Here is a 16229-nt window from a genome sequence, read left to right as displayed (position 1 = left end):
GGTTTCGAGCCGCTCGACCTGCTCGACGGGGTACGCCACGCCGTCGAGCAGCTCGAGGCGGGGCGGGCAGAACTCGCGAACGCCTACCCGCGGGCGGTGCGGCCGGCGGGCAACCCGGCGGCCCGGGAAATCCTCGCCGAGGTTTTCACGGTGTGTGACCGGGCCTGGCGGGGAATCGGGACAATCCCGGACTCGGGTTGGCGGCTGTCCGCGGCGTACCGGGACTTCGACGCCGAGGTCCGCTTCGACGTCGAGGGCCTCACGGTGGCCGAACCGGCCGAGTGCCGCAGCGGCGAGGTGTTGCAGGGCCTGGTCAAACCGCCGCAGTGCCCGGCGTTCGGAACCTCCTGCACGCCACGCACCCCGCTCGGCGCGACGATGGTCTCGGCGGAGGGGGCGTGCGCCGCCTACTTCCAGTTCCGGCGGCTGACTCCGGCGGGCGGCCGTGGCTGACCCCGTCGACCCGACCGGTTGGACCTGCCCACTTCCGCTGCGTGACCATCACCAGGTGGTACTGGGGCACGGCGGCGGCGGCGTGCTGTCGAGCGAGCTGATCGAGCACCTGTTCCTGCCCGCGTTCGGGACCACCGACACGGCGCGGGCACCGGCGGACTCGGCGGTCCTGGATGTCGCGGGCGCCCGGCTCGCGTTCTCCACCGACTCGTACGTGGTGCGCCCGCTGTTCTTCCCCGGTGGCTCCATCGGCGAGCTCGCGGTCCACGGCACCATCAACGACCTGGCCTGTGCCGGCGCAGTGCCGGTGGCGCTCTCGGCCGGGTTCATCCTCGAGGAGGGCCTGGAGCTCGCGGTCCTGGGCCGGGTGGCGCAGGCGATGGGCCGGGCCGCGGCCGCGGCGGGGGTGCGGCTGGCGACCGGGGACACCAAGGTCGTCGAGCGCGGGCTGGCCGACGGTCTGTACGTGAACACCAGCGGCATCGGGCTCGTCCCGGCCGAGGTGGACATCCGCCCCGAACGGGCGAGACCCGGCGACCGGGTCATCGTCTCCGGTCCCGTCGGCGAGCACGGTGTCGCCGTGCTGAGCGTGCGCGACGGGCTGGAGTTCGGCGGCGAGGTCCGCTCCGACACGACGGCGCTGCACGGGCTGGTCGCGGCGGTGCTGGCGGCCGCGCCGGGGGTCCACGCGCTGCGCGACCCAACCCGAGGTGGCCTCGCGACCGCGCTGTGCGAGATCGCCGCCGCGTCCGGGACGGGCATCGAGTTCGCCGAGCGCGCCGTGCCGGTGCCGCCCGCGGTCGAGGCGGCCTGCGGGTTCCTCGGCCTCGACCCGCTGCACGTGGCGAACGAGGGCAAGCTGGTTGCGTTCGTCGCCGACGCCGACGCCGACGCGGCGCTCGCGGCGATGCGGGCGCATCCGGCGGGGCGTGACGCGGCCGTCATCGGCACGGTCACCGCGGAGCATCCGGGCGTGGTTGTCGGGCGCACCGCGTTCGGGGGAACCCGCATCGTCGACCGGCCGCTCGGTGAGCAGCTCCCCCGCATCTGCTGAGTTCGGCGGCGTGGCCGCGCCCGCCTTTCCAACGATCGACGGGTCAGGGCACGTGGTGCGCCGGGAGGCCGAGGCCTCCCACCGCTAATGCTTACCGAGAGTATCTCATATAGACCGGAAGGGTGATTCCCTTGACAGAACCTGATCAATTTAGGTTAGGCTAACCTAATATCAGGCTTCCCCCGAGGAGGACGTATGCCCCAGCGAACAGCCTTGCCCGTACTGGCCGTCTCCCTGCTGCTCGGTCTCACCGCCTGCTCCGACGATTCGACGACCGACGCCACGACGGCTTCCCCGGGACACCCGGTAAGCAGCTCGACCACCTTCTCCGTCGCGGTACCGGAGGGCGTGTTCAAGCAGTACACGACGCTCGCCAAGGAGATCCGGTCCGAAGGAGGCGAGGTCCGGAGCGGACCGTGGAAAATCGGCTACATCGTCGAGGCCGCGGAACCCTGGTACGAGGGCAAAGGCGGGCAGCAGATACTCCGCAAGCCCGCCGCCGGCGAGACGCACCACATTGAGATCATCCCCGTGGAGTCGGCCACGGGCCGGATCGTGCCGAACGTACCAATCACGCTCGCGGTCATCGACGGCAAGGGCACGGTTGCGGAGGAGAAGACACTCAACTTCTACTACGCCGAATTCTTCCACTACGCGAACAACTTCTCGATCCCGCAGGACGGCAGCTACACGTTGCGCGCAACAATCGGGGTACCGACCTTCTTCCGGCACGGCGAGGAAGGCCACACGCCGGCGTTGGCCAGCGGCACGACTGTCACCTTCACCAACGTCACGCTCAGGCACTAGTCATGCATGATCGTGGCAAGAAGGTACCCGAGCGGCTTGTTTCCCTGCCCGCGGACCCGCGGCCTGTCCCGGTCCTGGTCATCGCCCAGCTCTCCCCGTCTGCCAGCGGGGTTCTGCCACGATGGGCCGTTTTCCTCGCCACCGGAACAGCACTCGTCGTCGGGTGGGCTGCGGCCGTCTGGACCGCCGCCCACCTCACCGCCGACCCGACCCTGCACACCGCCGCCCTGTTCGTGCATCTCGCCGCGCTCGTGGGCGGGTTCGGCGCGGTCCTCGCCATCGACTTCTTCGCCCTGTCATGGCTGTTCGGTCGGCGCAGCTTCCCGGACGTCATCCGGGTGGCCAGCGGCCTGCACGTGATGATCTGGGCTGGTCTGGCGGGGCTCGTGCTCAGCGGCATCCTGCTGCATCCGGACCTGTCCAGGCGACTGACCCAGGTGAAGATCGGGCTGGTGCTCCTCATCGCCCTCAACGGCCTGCACATCTGGGCGATCCAGCACCGGCTGGAGCAGTCCGCCACCGTTCCGTCCCGGGCGCTCCTGGCCCGATCGATAATCAGTAACCTGCTCTCCCAGGCCGGATGGTGGGGTGCGATGGTCATCGGCTACCTCGCCAGTCAGGACTGAACCAGAGTCAGGACTAACAGTCAGGGCTGACCGGTCGTCGCAGCCGCCGACGCCATCTCCGTCGCCGTCGTGGGGCTGCTGCTCGCTGTCGCCGGCACCGCGCGGATGCTGCCCGTTCGTTCCGATCGGCGGTGGGGAAGGGCGACTCGCGGACCGCTGCCCTGCCGCCGTTGGTAGGGCAGCGGACAGGACCATCGGCCGTGTGGGAGCCGCCCTGGCCATTCGATGATGACCATGAGCGGCGCGACGCGAGCGCCGCCGTGCGAGTGGGGATGGGATGGCGACGCTGCCGGTGGGGCACGCGGGACGCGGGGTCGTCGCTGATCTTCTTCTACCCAAGGTGGGTGCTATGCGTGAATATTGCAACTGTCAGTCGCTGCCGGCGATCGCGGCCCTGATCGGGGAACACAACCAGGTCACCGATCTCATCGCCGACACGCACGAGGCATATCGACAGGGTGACGTCGGGGCAATGGTGACACTCTGTGAGCAGATGTCGGCGGTTCTCCAGCCGCAGACGGTAGTGGAGGAGCAGGGTCTGTTCCCCGCGATGGCACTCGAGTTCCCCGAACAGATCGCGATCCTGCAGAGCGAGCACCGCCGGATCGAGGCTGTGCTCGCCGGGGCGACCGACGGCACCGCCCGGGTCGATCCCGCTTGGCCGACACTGGTCATCGAGGCGATGAGCCTGCTGCGCAGGCACATCGCGAAGGAACAGGACGGCGTGTTCCACGCCGCCGTCTCGATTCTCAGCAACGAACAATGGAACCGTCTCGGCGAGATCCGCCAGGCGCTGAAGCTCGTAAGCTCCTGAAACCTCGTACGATGACCGACTCCCTCGCCGGAACGGCCGGCTCCAGGCATCGGATCAGCCTTCGGGCATCGGCCGTTGCGGCGGGGTCGGGCCGGGATCGCTCCCGGGCACGCCGGTACGGGACGTGGCGGTACCGGATGTGGCGGTACCGGACGTCGCTGCACCGGGCATGGCGATACCAGATATGGCTCTACCGGACGTCGCTGCGCCGGACCTGCCGGACGCATCTCCGGTGAACACGAGAAGGCTGAGATCCCGACGGTTGGCGTCCTGCGCCGGGCACCTCCCGGCCGGGCCAGACAGGGGCCGGTACGGCCAGTTCGCATCGACGGTGGCCGGGTCCGGTCGCCCGCCGGGCCCGCGGGCACCCACGTACAGCCGCTCAGGACGAGGGCGCGGGACGCCCCGAAGATGGCGGCTCCGCGACAGGTCGTGGCCGGGTTGCTGGAATGGCGGCAGGCGGGCGGGATTCGCGTCCCGCGCGAGCACAGGCGTGTGACATCTCACACTGACTTTCGCCATCATGACCATCGGGCGACCATGTGACAAATCGCATCGAGGTCGTGGACGGTTCCCATCGGCGACCCGGGGCCGCCGCGTAGCGGCGGAGAGGAGTCACATGGTTGCGACGGAAACCTGGTCCATCAGCGAGCTGATCAATACTGTTCGTTATCCTCTCACCGAACCTTCGAGCCACGCCTGGCGGGACGTCGTCTCGTGGGCCCGGGCGGAACTGCGCACTCGCGGATGCTGTGTCCTCCCGGAATTCGTCCGGCCCTCCGCATTCACCGCGGTCGCACAGGAGTGCGCCACCGTCGCTCCGCTCGCGTATGACGAGGTCGAGACGGTCAACGCCTACAACATCGCGGTCGACCCGTCGTTGCCGGCCGATCATCCGGGCCGGTTCACGATGCGGCGGGGGAATGCCTTCGTCGCCCGCGACCAGATTCCCACCGAATTCGCCGTCCACCACCTCTACACCAGCGAGCTCTTCCAGCATTTCATCGCCGGCTGCTTCGACCTGCCGAGAGTCCACGAACTCGCCGACCCGCTGGCCGGACTGTGCCTCAACATCATCGCCCCCGGGCTGGAGCACCCCTGGCACTTCGACACGAACGAATTCGCGGTGAGCCTGCTCACGCAGGCGCCGCGGGCCGGGGGCGACTTCGAGTACTGCCCGAACATCAGGTCCGCGCAGGCGGAGAACTTCGCCGACGTGCGGGCCGTGCTGGCGGGCGAGGGCGGCCATCTGGTCCGGCGTCTCGCCCTCCGACCGGGTGATCTCCAGCTTTTCCTGGGCCGCTATTCGATGCACCGGGTGAGCCCGGTCGAGGGCGACACGGCCCGGCATTCCGCAATCTTCGCCTACACCGGGCACCCCGGGGTCGTCGGCAGTGTCGCGCGCACGAAGCAGCTCTTCGGCCGGGTCCTTCCGCGGCACCTGGCGGCGGAGAAGAGCGCGGTCCGCGTCGACCAGCTGCTGGACTAGCTGGACCAGAATGAGGTCGGCAAGCTGCGTCAGCACCGGCCCATCTGCCACCGGCCCATCTGCCCCGACCGCCCGTCACGAGGAGCGCCAGACGCGTGTATTCCGACGACAGCAGATATTCTGCCGAGACCACCGACTCCGACGGAACCACGAATTCCCCCGAGGCCGCGTACCCCACCGGGACGAGGCGGTTCGACGACAGCGGGAAGATCTCGCTCGACCACATCTACACGCAGCCCGACCCGCACGCCTACTTCAGTACCCTGCGGAAACTCGACTACCGTATCCCGCAGCTCGCCAAACCGTACTTCAGCCAGCTCATCCGGGAATTCCGGATGGTTTGGGGACGACCGCCGACGGTCTTGGACGTGGGCTGCTCCTACGGGATCAACGCCGCGCTGCTCCGCTGTGACGTGACGTTTGACGACCTGCACGAGCGCTACTCACCGCCCGGCACCCGGCCGACCCGGGACGTGCTGCTCGCCCGTGACCGCGAACTCGTCCGGTCCCGCGACGGGCTGGAGACGAGCCGGTTCCTCGGTCTGGACAGCTCGGGGCCGGCCATCTCCTATGCGTCCGCGGCTGGGTTCCTCGATGACGCCGTGCACGCCAACCTGGAGGACCGTGACCCGACCGACGCCGAACGGGAGCGGCTCGCCGGAACGGACATCGTCGTCTCGACGGGCTGCCTCGGGTACGTCACCGAGCGGACCATCGCCCGGGTGGCCCGCGCGGCCGGTGAGCGCAGGCCGTGGATGGCCCACTTCGTGCTGCGGATGTTCCCGTTCGAACCGGTCGAGGCGACGCTCGCGGGGCTCGGGTATGAGACCGTGCACGTCAACGGCGTTTTCCGGCAGCGGCGCTTCGCCTCCGCCGAGGAGCAGTCGCTCGTGCTCGACACGCTGTCCACCGTCGGCGTCGATCCACGGGGGCTGGAGGCCGAGGGCTGGCTGTACGCCCAGCTGCACATCTCTCGGCCGCGCGGGGTGACCAGTTCCTCGACCGCTCATCCCGCCTCCGGCCGGCGACCGGCGGCGGCATCCACCCGGCCGGTTCCGCCAGGATGACGGGCGACCGGTGCCGGCGGCGTCCCCCGCGCGGCCGGTAGGTCGAGGGCGCCCCGGCCATCATGCGAGTCGGATGAACCGTACGAGCCGAATGTCCGATGGAACGCCCGCCACCCGTGGAATCTCGGCGACCATGGACCCAACGCAGCCTGTGGCGTTCACCATGACCGTGTCCCCGAGACGAGTTCCCCGAGACAACCCGAGGCCCAGCATGAATGCGATCAGTAGCTCCCAGCGATCCACCGGAACCTTCGCGAACGACGATCTGCTGCCCCGGGTGCCATTGCCCACGCTGGCGGAGAGCTGCGAACGTTTCCTTGCCTGGTCCGCGCCGCTGCTGACCCCGGCCGAGCGGGCGACGACCGAGGCAGCCGTCGCGGCCTTCCAGGCACCGGGCGGCCCCGGCCTCACCCTGCACGCGGCGCTGGAGCGCTACGACGCCACCGAGGGCGTACACAGCTGGCTGGACGGCTTCTGGGACTCCCGCTACCTCGGCCGGCGCGACCGCATCGCGCTCAACGCGAACTACATCTTCCTGTTCAAGGACGCCGAGGGTCTGTCCGCCGAGCAGCCGCAGGTGGAGCGGGCCGCCGGGCTCGTGGCGGCAGCCGTCGACTACAAGCTGCGCCTCGACGACGAGCGGGTCGAGCCGATTGTCCAGCGCGGCCAGACGCTGTCGATGGCGCAGAACACGTTCCTGTTCTCCACGACCCGGATCCCGGGAACGGTCCAGGACACCGTGCGCACCCCGTACAGCGAGCAGTGGCCCGGGCCGTCCCAGGCCCGCCACATCGTCGTCTTCCACCGGGGAAACATCGTCCGGCTGGACGTCGTCGGGCCGGACGGTCACCCGTACACCCTGGACGACCTCGCGGCGGGCCTGCGCGCCGTGGTGAAGGCCGCCGCATCGCGGATTCCGGCGGACGCCGCCGTCGGCCAGCTCACCACCAAGGCCCGGGCTGACTGGGCCGCGAGCCGCCAGACGCTGCTCACTCTGGACCCCGCCAACGCGGCCGCGCTCGACACGATCGAGACCGCGCTGTTCGCCCTGTGCCTGGAAGACTTCACCCCCGAGGACAACCTGGCCGCGTGTGACCACCTGCTCCACGGCGACAGCGCCAACCGGTGGTTCGACAAGGCGGTGTCACTGATCGTTTTCGCCGACGGCCGGGCGGGCATCAACGTCGAGCACTGCGGGCTGGACGGGACGACGATCCTCAGCTTCGTCGACGACCTGCTGGGTACCTCGCCCGCGGAGCACTCGGCGAGCTCTGGCGCCCGGCCCCAGGGGCTACCCGTCATCGAGCCCGTCGAGTTCGTCCTCGACGCCAGCCTGCGGGCGGATGTGGCCGCCGCCGGCGCGTCGTTCGCGGAGTTCGCCGCGGCGACCGCCTCAACGGTGTTGTCCTTCACCGACTTCGGGCAGAACCGGGCCAAGGCCCTGAAGACGTCACCGGACGCATTCGTGCAGCTCGCCTACCAGCTGGCGCACAGCCGGGCCAAGGGGCACATCGGCGCCACCTATGAATCGATCGCCACCCGGCACTGGCGGCGCGGCCGCACGGAAGCGATGCGGGTCGTCACCCCGGAGATCCAACGGTTCGTGACCGTACTCAACGACCCGGACACCGACACCGCCACCCGCCGGACCGCGTTCCGCGCCGCCGCCGGCGCGCACGTGCGGCGCGCGAAGGACTGCCAGGCCGGGCGGGCCCCCGAGCAGCACCTGTGGGAGCTGCAGTTCATCGCCCGCCGCCGAGGCGAGCGGCTGGGGGTGAGCGAGCCGATCGCGCTCTACGAGGCCCCGGGCTGGCTCAAGGCGCGCGACGACTACCTGAGCACCAGCTCCGCGCCGTCCACCAACGTCGAGTTCTTCGGCTTCGGGTCTACCAGCAGCCAGTGCATCGGCATCGCCTACGTGCTGCTGCCGGACCGGTTCAACCTCTACCTGAGCACGCCGCGTGCGGTCGCGGACGGGATGTACGCGTTCGCCGACCAGCTCCAGCAGGTCGTCACCGAGCTGCAGGACCTGCTCGCCACCGATGAGACGGGCGACGGGCCATTCAAGGCGGGCTATTCCAGGTAATTGATGATGCGGCCCATGCCCCGCTCCTGCCTTGTCCAGGCCTCCGCGAGCGCGGCCACCGGCATCAGGGATGCCCTGACCCGGCCGGCAGCCGGTGTCCCGGAAGCGGATCGGATGGCGCACCCCACCTCACTGGATCCACCACCGAGTACCGCCCTACCGGGGGTGACCGACGTAACAAGGGGATCGGGCCGAGGCCCGACTGCTAAACTTACGGACCATCAGCCTGGATGCGGAAGATTGCGGACGTAGGCGAACGAACCGTCTACGGGGCAGGCACATGCCGGAGGATCGCGATCTCATCGCCCGTTCCATGCCCCCGCGATCCGCTCTGGCCAACCACCGTTGTCGGGTCCGGTCGGACCAGATCCACCCGAGCGGCCCTAGCCGAGCGTTCCGATCCCATCGAGCTACCATCCTGCTAGCACCCTGGCCGACTGGCGCCCTGGCCAGAAGCGACGCAGTGGGCTCGGTCGTCGTCCCGCGCGGAAGCGGCGGTGTCGCTCGCCCGGCCGGCACGGGGAGCCGGGGTCGAACCGATGCGGCACGGAGAGGACGGACGGCGGTGGATCAATGAGTTTGGCCACCGACCCCCGACAAAAGACGATCATCAGGACTCTCCGCGATCCCTCCACCGTCCGAGTACCACCCGGCGGAGGGCCGGGTGGGCTCCGGTGACCGGCCCGGACACATCCGCGCCGGCCACGGCCCAGCAGCACGAGTCACCACGCCCCCGGACGGAACCCGTGCCGGAGGTCACCGCCGCCCTGTCGCCACGACCGGAACAGTTCGACCAGGAGCGGACCCAGGTCATCCGCGGCCTGCGCGGCCGCCGGGTCCCGGCCGTGGAAGCCTTCGGGACGGCACTGGACGGGCCGACCCCCGAGGGGCTGCTCCCCCTGTGGGGTCCCGCGACCGGCGAATGGCTCATCCCCCCGATCGGCCGCGGCGAGCTCCACCGGGGGCGCGAGGCACCGGCAGTCCCGGATTGTGGGGAACCGGTCGACTACGGGCTGACCATCCTGGACGACGGCGGTCCGGCCGGTGGTCGCCACCATGACGAGCGACCGACCCGGGGTTCCAGCCGCTCGCGGGCCATCTGGACACTCGTCGACCAGGTGCTCTCCAGCGGGACGAACGCCGTGATGTCCTTCGTCATCGCCCACAGCGTCAGCAAGTCCGAGTTCGGGGCCTTCGCCGTCGCCTTCGCGATCTTCTCATTGATGATCGGGTTCTCGAAGGCCGTCGGCACCGCTCCGCTGGGGATGAAGTTCTCCGACGTGCCGCCGCGGGTGTTTCGGGTGGCCGGCGCGGCGGGGACCGGCACCGCCCTCGTGATCGGGCTGGTCTGCGGGGTCGTGACGCTTGCCGTCGGTGCGGCGATGGGCGGCTCGGTCGGCGCCTCGCTGGTCGCGATGGGACTGGTCTTTCCCACGCTGCTGCTCCAGGACGCCTGGCGGCAGGTCTTCTTCGCCGAGGGTCGCCCGGCCGCCGCCGCCGCCAACGACGGGATCTGGGCGATCGTCCAGTTCGCCGCCATCTACGCGCTGATCGTCCGCGACGTCTCCACCTCGTGGGCGATGCTGCTGGCCTGGGGCGGCGCCGCCGCGGTCGCAGCCATGCTGGGCGTCACGCAGGCCGGCTTCAAGCCGGCGCCGAGCCTCGTGCGCCAGTGGGTCGTCGAACACCGCGATGTCAACGGGTACATGAGCGCCGAGTACCTCACCGTCCAGGGCGCCCAGCAGGCATCCACCCTGCTGCTCGGTACGCTGGGCGCGATCGACCTGGTCGGCGCGCTGCGCGGGGTGCAGACCCTGCTCGGACCGACGACCATTCTCGCGGTCGGGATCGTGAGCTGGGCCATCCCCGAGTTCTCCCGCCGCAAGGACCTCTCGGCCGCAGCCCGGGTCCGCGCCGCCTACGCCCTGTCCGCGGTGATCGTCGCGGCCGGCGCCGCCTGGGGGACGATCTTTCTCGTCCTGCCGACGAGCATCGGGCACTCGCTGCTCGGCCAGACCTGGGAGCAGACCCACGACCTGCTGGCGCTGTCCATCGTGCAGCAGGCGGGCCCCGCAGCGACGGTCGGGCCGGCCTGCATGCTCTACGCGCTCGGCAAGGCCAAGCTCACCTTCCGCGCGAATGCGGTGCTCGCCCCCCAGCTTGTCGTCTATCCGATCGTCGGTCTGGAGATCGGCGGCGGCACCGGCGCGGTCTGCGGTTACATACTTGCCTTCTGGGTGACCGTACCCATCTGGTTCATCCTCGTCCGCCGGGCCGCACGGGAGGTGGAACGGGACACGGCGATCGCCCTTTCCGGCGAGCCTGCCGGACCGGACGTACAGGGCCGAGTGCCGGAGCACCCGACCGGGACCGGCAATGATCAATGATAATGATGTTTCACGGTAACGTACAAGCTGTGTGCAAGATGTTCGGCCGACCGCGTCGAGGCGGTGTCCGAGGCGTCGAGGCCACCACGATGAGCGCTGCCGGGCCAGGGCCGGTAGGGGGGTTGCGATGATTCTGCGTATTCTTTATCGATCGGTCGGTTCGGAGAACACGAAGAACCGACCGACCTTCTACAGCAAGATGCTTGCGTTGGCCTCTCTCCTCCGGGCCGTCGAGAACGTCGACATCCCGGTACGGATCGTCTTCGTCAATGACGGCCCTATGCCGGCGGAGCGTCTTGCCGTGATGACGTCCGCCGGCGAGGTGCAGTCGGTGCAGTGCGGCAGCAATCGCGCGTCCTACCGGTACGTGCTGCGGATGCCGCGGGTCCGGCGCTGGTCGCCGGACGATCTGGTCTGGCTCGCCGAAGATGACTATTTGTACACGGAAAAATCGCTTTCCAGTCTCGTCGCGGCAGCGACCGCGCTCCCCGCGGTCGATTACTTCACCCTTTACAGCACGCTGCGATTCTCCTCAACCACCACCCGCCGCCGGCCAATGATCCACCGGGACGGCGGCAGCAACTCCCACGCGCCGGTGGTCGACGGCGTGACCTGGGCCAGGGCCGCCACCACGACCAGCACGTTCGGTCTGCGGGTCGGCACCCTGCTCGAGGACGAACTGCTGCTGCGCTCGATCCCGTTCGTCGGCGGCGCCTTCGACCGCGCGACCTGTCTCACCCTGCAGGGTTTCCAGCCCTTCCGGCTGGCCGAGCTGAGCGGGGAACCGCCTGCGTTCGCCCCGCCATCCCCCGCCGCGCGGATCGCTCGTCGGGTGGTGCTGAGCGGGCTGCGCACGACACTCAACGCCGTCGCCTTGGCGCGGCCCGAACGGCTGCGCCGCACGATGCTGGTGCCGGAGCCCTCCATGGCCACGCACATGGAGCTGGGTGAGGCGCTCGTTCCCGGTCACGACTGGGCGGTCGAGGCCGAGGCCGTGCAGACCTGGCTACAGGCTCGGCGGCCCGGCCCGGTGGAGACGCCGCTGCTCGGCGCCATTGCCACGGCTTCGGGTACGCACGGACCCTCCACCATGCACAGACCCTCCGTCGCGTGAGACCGCGACCGGCACCGCGAGGGTGGGGGTCTGCCGGCCGCCGCACCGTCCGCGCCGCCCGGACGAGGAACAGACGTGCCGCCCATCCGCGGCCACTCCCGCTGCCGCTGCTCCTCCTGCTGGTCATCGGCCTGGTCGCCGGCGGGCTCAGCTCCTGCTCGAACAAACCCAAGCCGCCCCAGCCCGGCGGCGTGCGCTGGGTCTCCGGCGCCAACGGCAACTACCCCGCGGACGTCAACCTCTGGTCGGTCTTCACCGGCCGCAAGGTGGACCTGGCCGTCGTCTTCACGGATCGGCAGGACTGGACCAACCTGGTCTCGGCCGGCTGGCCGACGCAGGCCTTCACCCGGGACAAGTTCCCCGGCGGCCTGTCGGTCGCCCAGCCGATGTTTCCCAAAGACGGCGACGAGGCCACCTGCGCGACTGGCGCCTACGACAACTACTGGCGGCAGTTCGGCACCACGCTGACGACGTTCGGCCGCGGCGACGCCTTCGTCCGGCTCGGCTGGGAGTTCAACGGCGACTGGTTCTGGTGGTATCCACGCGACGTCGAGACCTGGAAGACCTGCTACCGCCGCACGGTCCTGGCGATCCGGTCGACCGCGCCGCACGTGCGGATCGACTGGAACATGACCGCGCACCGGGATCACCTGCCGGTAAGCGGTCAGGACAGCTGGGACGCCTATCCCGGTGACGACTACGTCGACGTGGTCAGCATCGACTCCTACGACTCTTACCCCGCGTCCGTCAGTAAGACAATCTGGGACCGGCAATGTCATCTGCGGTCCGGTCTGTGCACGGTGATCGCCTTCGCCCGCGCCCACGGCAAGAAGTTCGCCGTTCCGGAGTGGGGTCTGGTGCGCACGACCGGCGGCGGTGGCGACAACCCCTACTACATCCAGAAGATGTACGAGACCTTCACCGCGAACGCCGACGCCCTGGCCTACGAGGCGTACTTCAACAACGCCGAGGAGGGGAACGTGGAGTCCTCACTGTACAGGCCGGTACTGAACCCGAACGCGGCGGAACGCTATCTGGCGCTGTTCGGCGTCCGCTGACCGCGCTCGCCTACTCCTGCTGCGAAGCCTGCGGGCATCGCCGGCTTCGGCGTGCCCGACCGGCTTCTCCCGTCCCCGGCCGGCGATAGCGGCAGGCCGGGCACGGGAGAACCATCAGGCCAGGGCGGCCTCGAGGTCCTCGCGGATCTCCTCGGGGGTGACGGTCGGCTCGTACCGGCGGACCACTTTTCCGTCCGGGTCGACAAGGAACTTGGTGAAGTTCCACTTGATCTCGTCGGTGCCGATCGCTTCCGGCCGGGTCTTCTTGATGTGCTCGTAGAGGAAACCCGCATCGGGCCCGAAGTCACCGGGCGCCTCGGAACGCAGGTGGGTGTACAGCGGGGCCGCGTCGGGTCCGTTCACCTCGATCTTCCTCAGGACCGGGAAGGTGACGTCGAACTTCGTGGCGCAGAACTCCTGGATCTCCGCATCGGTGCCCGGCTCCTGCCCGCCGAACTGGTTGCACGGGAAGCCGAGGATCTCCAGGCCGTGGCCGTGCAGATCCCGGTACAGGGACTCCAGCCCCTCGTACTGCGGCGTCAGACCGCATTTGCTGGCAACGTTGACAATCAGCAACGTCTGGCCGGCGTAGTCGCCGAGCGAGCGGGAGGTTCCGTCCGCGGCATCGACGGTGAAGTCATGGACAGTCATGGACACCTGACTCTCGATGAGGGCGAGCTGGGACTTCGCGGCCGGTCTCCGGCCGCCGAGCGACTTCGACGCTATCCCCCAGAAGTTTTTATGTCATCGAGTTGGTTGCATAACCCGTCAGCGAGGCGAACCGGTGCCTCACGACCGGGATCGACACCGGGATGGCTGGCGCCCCCGGTCGGGACCGGTCAGGGCCGACCTGGGTGTCTGCGATGCTCATGGGATCCGGAACGGATACTCACGGGTCCCGCGACGGCCCCCCAAGACGACGAACAGGAACGTCAGAGATGACCATCGAACCCGAACTGTTGAAGATCCTCGCCTGCCCGGTCGACAAGGGACCGCTGGAGCTCGTCGACGGCTGGCTGGTCAACCCGCGTCTCGGCCATCGCTACGAGATCCGCGACGACGTTCCGATCCTGCTCAGGCCGGATCACGTCGACCCGGCCGTGGCGCGCTCCTCGTCCTGATCCGACCCAGGACCTCCCTCTACCCGGGACTGGGCTTCCGCCGGGTCTGGGACGGGCAGGGGAAAGGATCGGAAATCGGTCGGGGCCCGGGGAGAAGATCCCCGGGCCCCGACCGTCGGTGACGGGAGTCGGCTACTCCCGACCGAACTGCTCACGCAGCCGACGCAGCGCCTCTTCATCGATCGCCGAGGAAGGCTGCTCGGACTGGGAGGTGTAGGAGGAGGGGGCCGCCGCGGCGGCGTCGGCCTCCTGCGCGGCCCGGATCTGGACCTGGTGCGCCTCGAAGCGGGCCTGGGCCTCGGCGTACTGCCGCTCCCATTCCGCCTGCTGCTCCTCGTAACCTTCGAGCCATTCCCCGGTCTCGGGGTCGAAGCCTTCGGGGTAGACGTAGTTACCCTGCTCGTCGTACTTGGCTTCCATGCCGTACTGGCTCGGGTCGAACGCCTCGCCGTCAACAGCCAGCCCTGTCGCCTCGTTCGCCTGCTTGAGCGACAGGCTGATGCGGCGGCGGTCGAGGTCGATGTCGATGACCTTCACCAGGATCTCGTCACCGACGTTCACGACCTGCTCGGGGATCTCCACGTGCCGCTCGGCCAGCTCGGAGATGTGGACCAGCCCCTCGATGCCCTCGTCCACCCGGACGAACGCACCGAACGGCACCAGCTTCGTGACCCGGCCTGGAACGACCTGACCGATCGCGTGGGTCCGGGCGAACTGACGCCACGGGTCCTCCTGCGTCGCCTTCAGCGACAGCGAGACCCGCTCGCGGTCCAAGTCGACATCGAGGACCTCGACGGTAACCTCCTGGCCGACCTCGACCACCTCGGACGGGTGGTCGATGTGCTTCCAGGACAGCTCGGAGACGTGCACGAGGCCGTCCACACCGCCGAGGTCCACGAAGGCGCCGAAGTTGACGATGGAGCTGACCACGCCCTTGCGGATCTGGCCCTTGGCCAGCTGGGCGAGGAACTCGGAACGGACTTCGCTCTGGGTCTGCTCGAGCCAGGCCCGCCGCGAGAGCACAACGTTGTTGCGGTTCTTGTCCAGCTCGATAATCTTGGCTTCGAGCTCGCGGCCCACGTAGGGCTGCAGATCGCGGACCCGGCGCATCTCCACAAGCGAAGCCGGCAGGAAGCCACGCAGGCCGATGTCGAGGATGAGACCACCCTTGACGACCTCGATCACGGTGCCGGTGACGACACCGTCCTCGTCCTTGAGCTTCTCGATCGTGCCCCAGGCGCGCTCGTACTGCGCACGCTTCTTGGACAGGATCAGGCGGCCTTCCTTATCCTCCTTCTGGAGGACAAGGGCCTCGACGTGATCGCCCACACTGACGACCTCGTGCGGGTCGACGTCGTGCTTGATCGACAGTTCCCGGGACGGGATCACGCCCTCGGTCTTGTAGCCGATGTCGAGCAGCACCTCGTCGCGGTCGACCTTGACGATGATGCCGTCAACGATGTCGCCATCGTTGAAGAACTTGATCGTCTTGTCGACGGCCGCAAGGAAGTCTTCGGCCGAGCCGATGTCGTTGACCGCTACCTGTGGTGTGGTCGGGCTGGGCGAGATGGTCACGGTCTCCACGGGTCGTACGTCGGTGGTGCTCGTCAAGGGGTCGGCTCCGGCTAGGGGTGGTCGTCCGCGCGAGGGCCGGATCGAACCGCCGGGACCGAGGGACAGAAACAACGCCAAAAACGAAGAAACTGTCAGAAACGATAACGACGCTCGAGTGGATCCGCTCGGTCTGAGACCCACAGACCCTCGTGCACGCCCCCAAGTCTAGGGACGGGTGTCCAGGGTGGTCAACGGACGCCCGTACCAAGACGTGCGCCGTCCGCCATCACTCTCACTCTGCGCAGACACATGACGTCCATATGTAGTTTTTGGTGGCGGCGCGGCACCACGGTAGGCGGGACAACGCCGTCCCGCGGATCGTCGCGGCACACGGGTGGGAACGTGTGCGGACGGGACACGACAGGGACTGACGGCGCAGATCAGTTGAAAAGTGGATAAATGGGTGAGTTCGTGGCGTCCGATTCCCGACACCTGCCGACGGCCTGGCCTCGCGGCGCCCGACGCCCGGTCATTTTCGGGTCAGCGCCGGCTCGCCGATCCCCCGCACTCGGGCCCCCCGCACTCGGGCCCCCCGCACT

14 protein-coding genes are annotated in these 16229 nt (G+C 68.9%); 12 read left to right on the top strand and 2 right to left on the bottom strand.

What is annotated here, in order from left to right; all coding sequences use genetic code 11:
- From AC08OO_RS05650 to AC08OO_RS05600, 11 genes are all read left to right on the top strand, one after another.
- Positions 1–453 (top strand): HypD family hydrogenase formation protein (locus AC08OO_RS05650; RefSeq protein ID WP_476618296.1); only part of this gene is annotated, 453 nt, incomplete at its 5' end.
- Complete coding sequence (gene hypE / locus AC08OO_RS05645) at positions 446–1507, top strand: hydrogenase expression/formation protein HypE (RefSeq protein ID WP_011435519.1); 1062 nt, start codon at positions 446–448, stop codon at positions 1505–1507. The genes AC08OO_RS05650 and hypE, both read left to right, overlap by 8 nt.
- 195 nt (positions 1508–1702) lie before the next feature.
- Complete coding sequence (locus AC08OO_RS05640; protein WP_476606592.1) at positions 1703–2314, top strand: hypothetical protein; 612 nt, start codon at positions 1703–1705, stop codon at positions 2312–2314.
- A 2-nt stretch (positions 2315–2316) separates the two neighbouring features.
- Complete coding sequence (locus AC08OO_RS05635) at positions 2317–2940, top strand: hypothetical protein (protein WP_476609168.1); 624 nt, start codon at positions 2317–2319, stop codon at positions 2938–2940.
- Positions 2941–3217: 277 nt separating this feature from the next.
- Complete coding sequence (locus AC08OO_RS05630; protein WP_476609169.1) at positions 3218–3754, top strand: hemerythrin domain-containing protein; 537 nt, start codon at positions 3218–3220, stop codon at positions 3752–3754.
- A gap of 619 nt (positions 3755–4373) precedes the next feature.
- Positions 4374–5243 carry a HalD/BesD family halogenase gene (locus tag AC08OO_RS05625; RefSeq protein WP_476606931.1) on the top strand — a complete coding sequence of 290 codons (870 nt, stop codon included), beginning with the start codon at positions 4374–4376 and terminating at the stop codon, positions 5241–5243.
- A 95-nt stretch (positions 5244–5338) separates the two neighbouring features.
- Positions 5339–6310 (top strand): class I SAM-dependent methyltransferase, encoded by a 972-nt coding sequence (locus AC08OO_RS05620; RefSeq protein ID WP_476609170.1) that lies wholly within the window; start codon positions 5339–5341, stop codon positions 6308–6310.
- A gap of 211 nt (positions 6311–6521) precedes the next feature.
- Positions 6522–8396, top strand: a complete 1875-nt coding sequence (locus AC08OO_RS05615; RefSeq protein WP_476609171.1) for a choline/carnitine O-acyltransferase — start codon at positions 6522–6524, stop codon at positions 8394–8396.
- 746 nt (positions 8397–9142) lie between these two features.
- A complete protein-coding gene (locus AC08OO_RS05610) occupies positions 9143–10783 on the top strand; it encodes a hypothetical protein (RefSeq protein WP_476609172.1) in 1641 nt (546 codons plus the stop codon).
- A gap of 127 nt (positions 10784–10910) precedes the next feature.
- A complete protein-coding gene (locus AC08OO_RS05605) occupies positions 10911–11897 on the top strand; it encodes a hypothetical protein (protein ID WP_476609173.1) in 987 nt (328 codons plus the stop codon).
- Positions 11894–12955: a glycoside hydrolase family 26 protein gene (locus tag AC08OO_RS05600; RefSeq protein ID WP_476609174.1), complete on the top strand. Its 1062-nt coding sequence runs from the start codon at positions 11894–11896 to the stop codon at positions 12953–12955. The genes AC08OO_RS05605 and AC08OO_RS05600 overlap by 4 nt, the downstream gene beginning before the upstream one ends.
- Before the next feature lie 114 nt (positions 12956–13069).
- Here AC08OO_RS05600 and AC08OO_RS05595 read toward each other — a convergent pair whose 3' ends face one another.
- Positions 13070–13606 (bottom strand): glutathione peroxidase, encoded by a 537-nt coding sequence (locus tag AC08OO_RS05595; RefSeq protein ID WP_476609176.1) that lies wholly within the window; start codon positions 13604–13606, stop codon positions 13070–13072.
- 287 nt (positions 13607–13893) lie between these two features.
- Between AC08OO_RS05595 and AC08OO_RS05590 the strand changes: the two genes are divergently transcribed.
- Positions 13894–14076 carry a Trm112 family protein gene (locus AC08OO_RS05590; RefSeq protein WP_011435508.1) on the top strand — a complete coding sequence of 61 codons (183 nt, stop codon included), beginning with the start codon at positions 13894–13896 and terminating at the stop codon, positions 14074–14076.
- A 132-nt stretch (positions 14077–14208) separates the two neighbouring features.
- Here the strand turns inward: AC08OO_RS05590 and rpsA are convergent, their stop codons facing one another.
- Positions 14209–15687, bottom strand: coding sequence for a 30S ribosomal protein S1 (rpsA, locus tag AC08OO_RS05585; protein ID WP_011435507.1), 1479 nt, complete (start codon positions 15685–15687; stop codon positions 14209–14211).
- Positions 15688–16229 lie beyond the last annotated feature (542 nt).

The organism is Frankia sp. CeCAU1 (assembly GCF_977971845.1).
The sequence above is the reverse complement of the archived record's forward strand: the minus strand, read 5'-3'. Positions and strand labels throughout refer to the sequence as shown.

Coding starts and splice junctions, on each gene's coding strand:
- AC08OO_RS05640 (WP_476606592.1), top strand. CDS start 1,703: ATGCCCCAGCGAACAGCCTTGCCCGTACTGGCCGTCTCCCTGCTGCTC.
- AC08OO_RS05635 (WP_476609168.1), top strand. CDS start 2,317: ATGCATGATCGTGGCAAGAAGGTACCCGAGCGGCTTGTTTCCCTGCCC.
- AC08OO_RS05630 (WP_476609169.1), top strand. CDS start 3,218: ATGGCGACGCTGCCGGTGGGGCACGCGGGACGCGGGGTCGTCGCTGAT.
- AC08OO_RS05625 (WP_476606931.1), top strand. CDS start 4,374: ATGGTTGCGACGGAAACCTGGTCCATCAGCGAGCTGATCAATACTGTT.
- AC08OO_RS05615 (WP_476609171.1), top strand. CDS start 6,522: ATGAATGCGATCAGTAGCTCCCAGCGATCCACCGGAACCTTCGCGAAC.
- AC08OO_RS05605 (WP_476609173.1), top strand. CDS start 10,911: ATGATTCTGCGTATTCTTTATCGATCGGTCGGTTCGGAGAACACGAAG.
- AC08OO_RS05595 (WP_476609176.1), bottom strand. CDS start 13,606: ATGACTGTCCATGACTTCACCGTCGATGCCGCGGACGGAACCTCCCGC.
- AC08OO_RS05590 (WP_011435508.1), top strand. CDS start 13,894: ATGACCATCGAACCCGAACTGTTGAAGATCCTCGCCTGCCCGGTCGAC.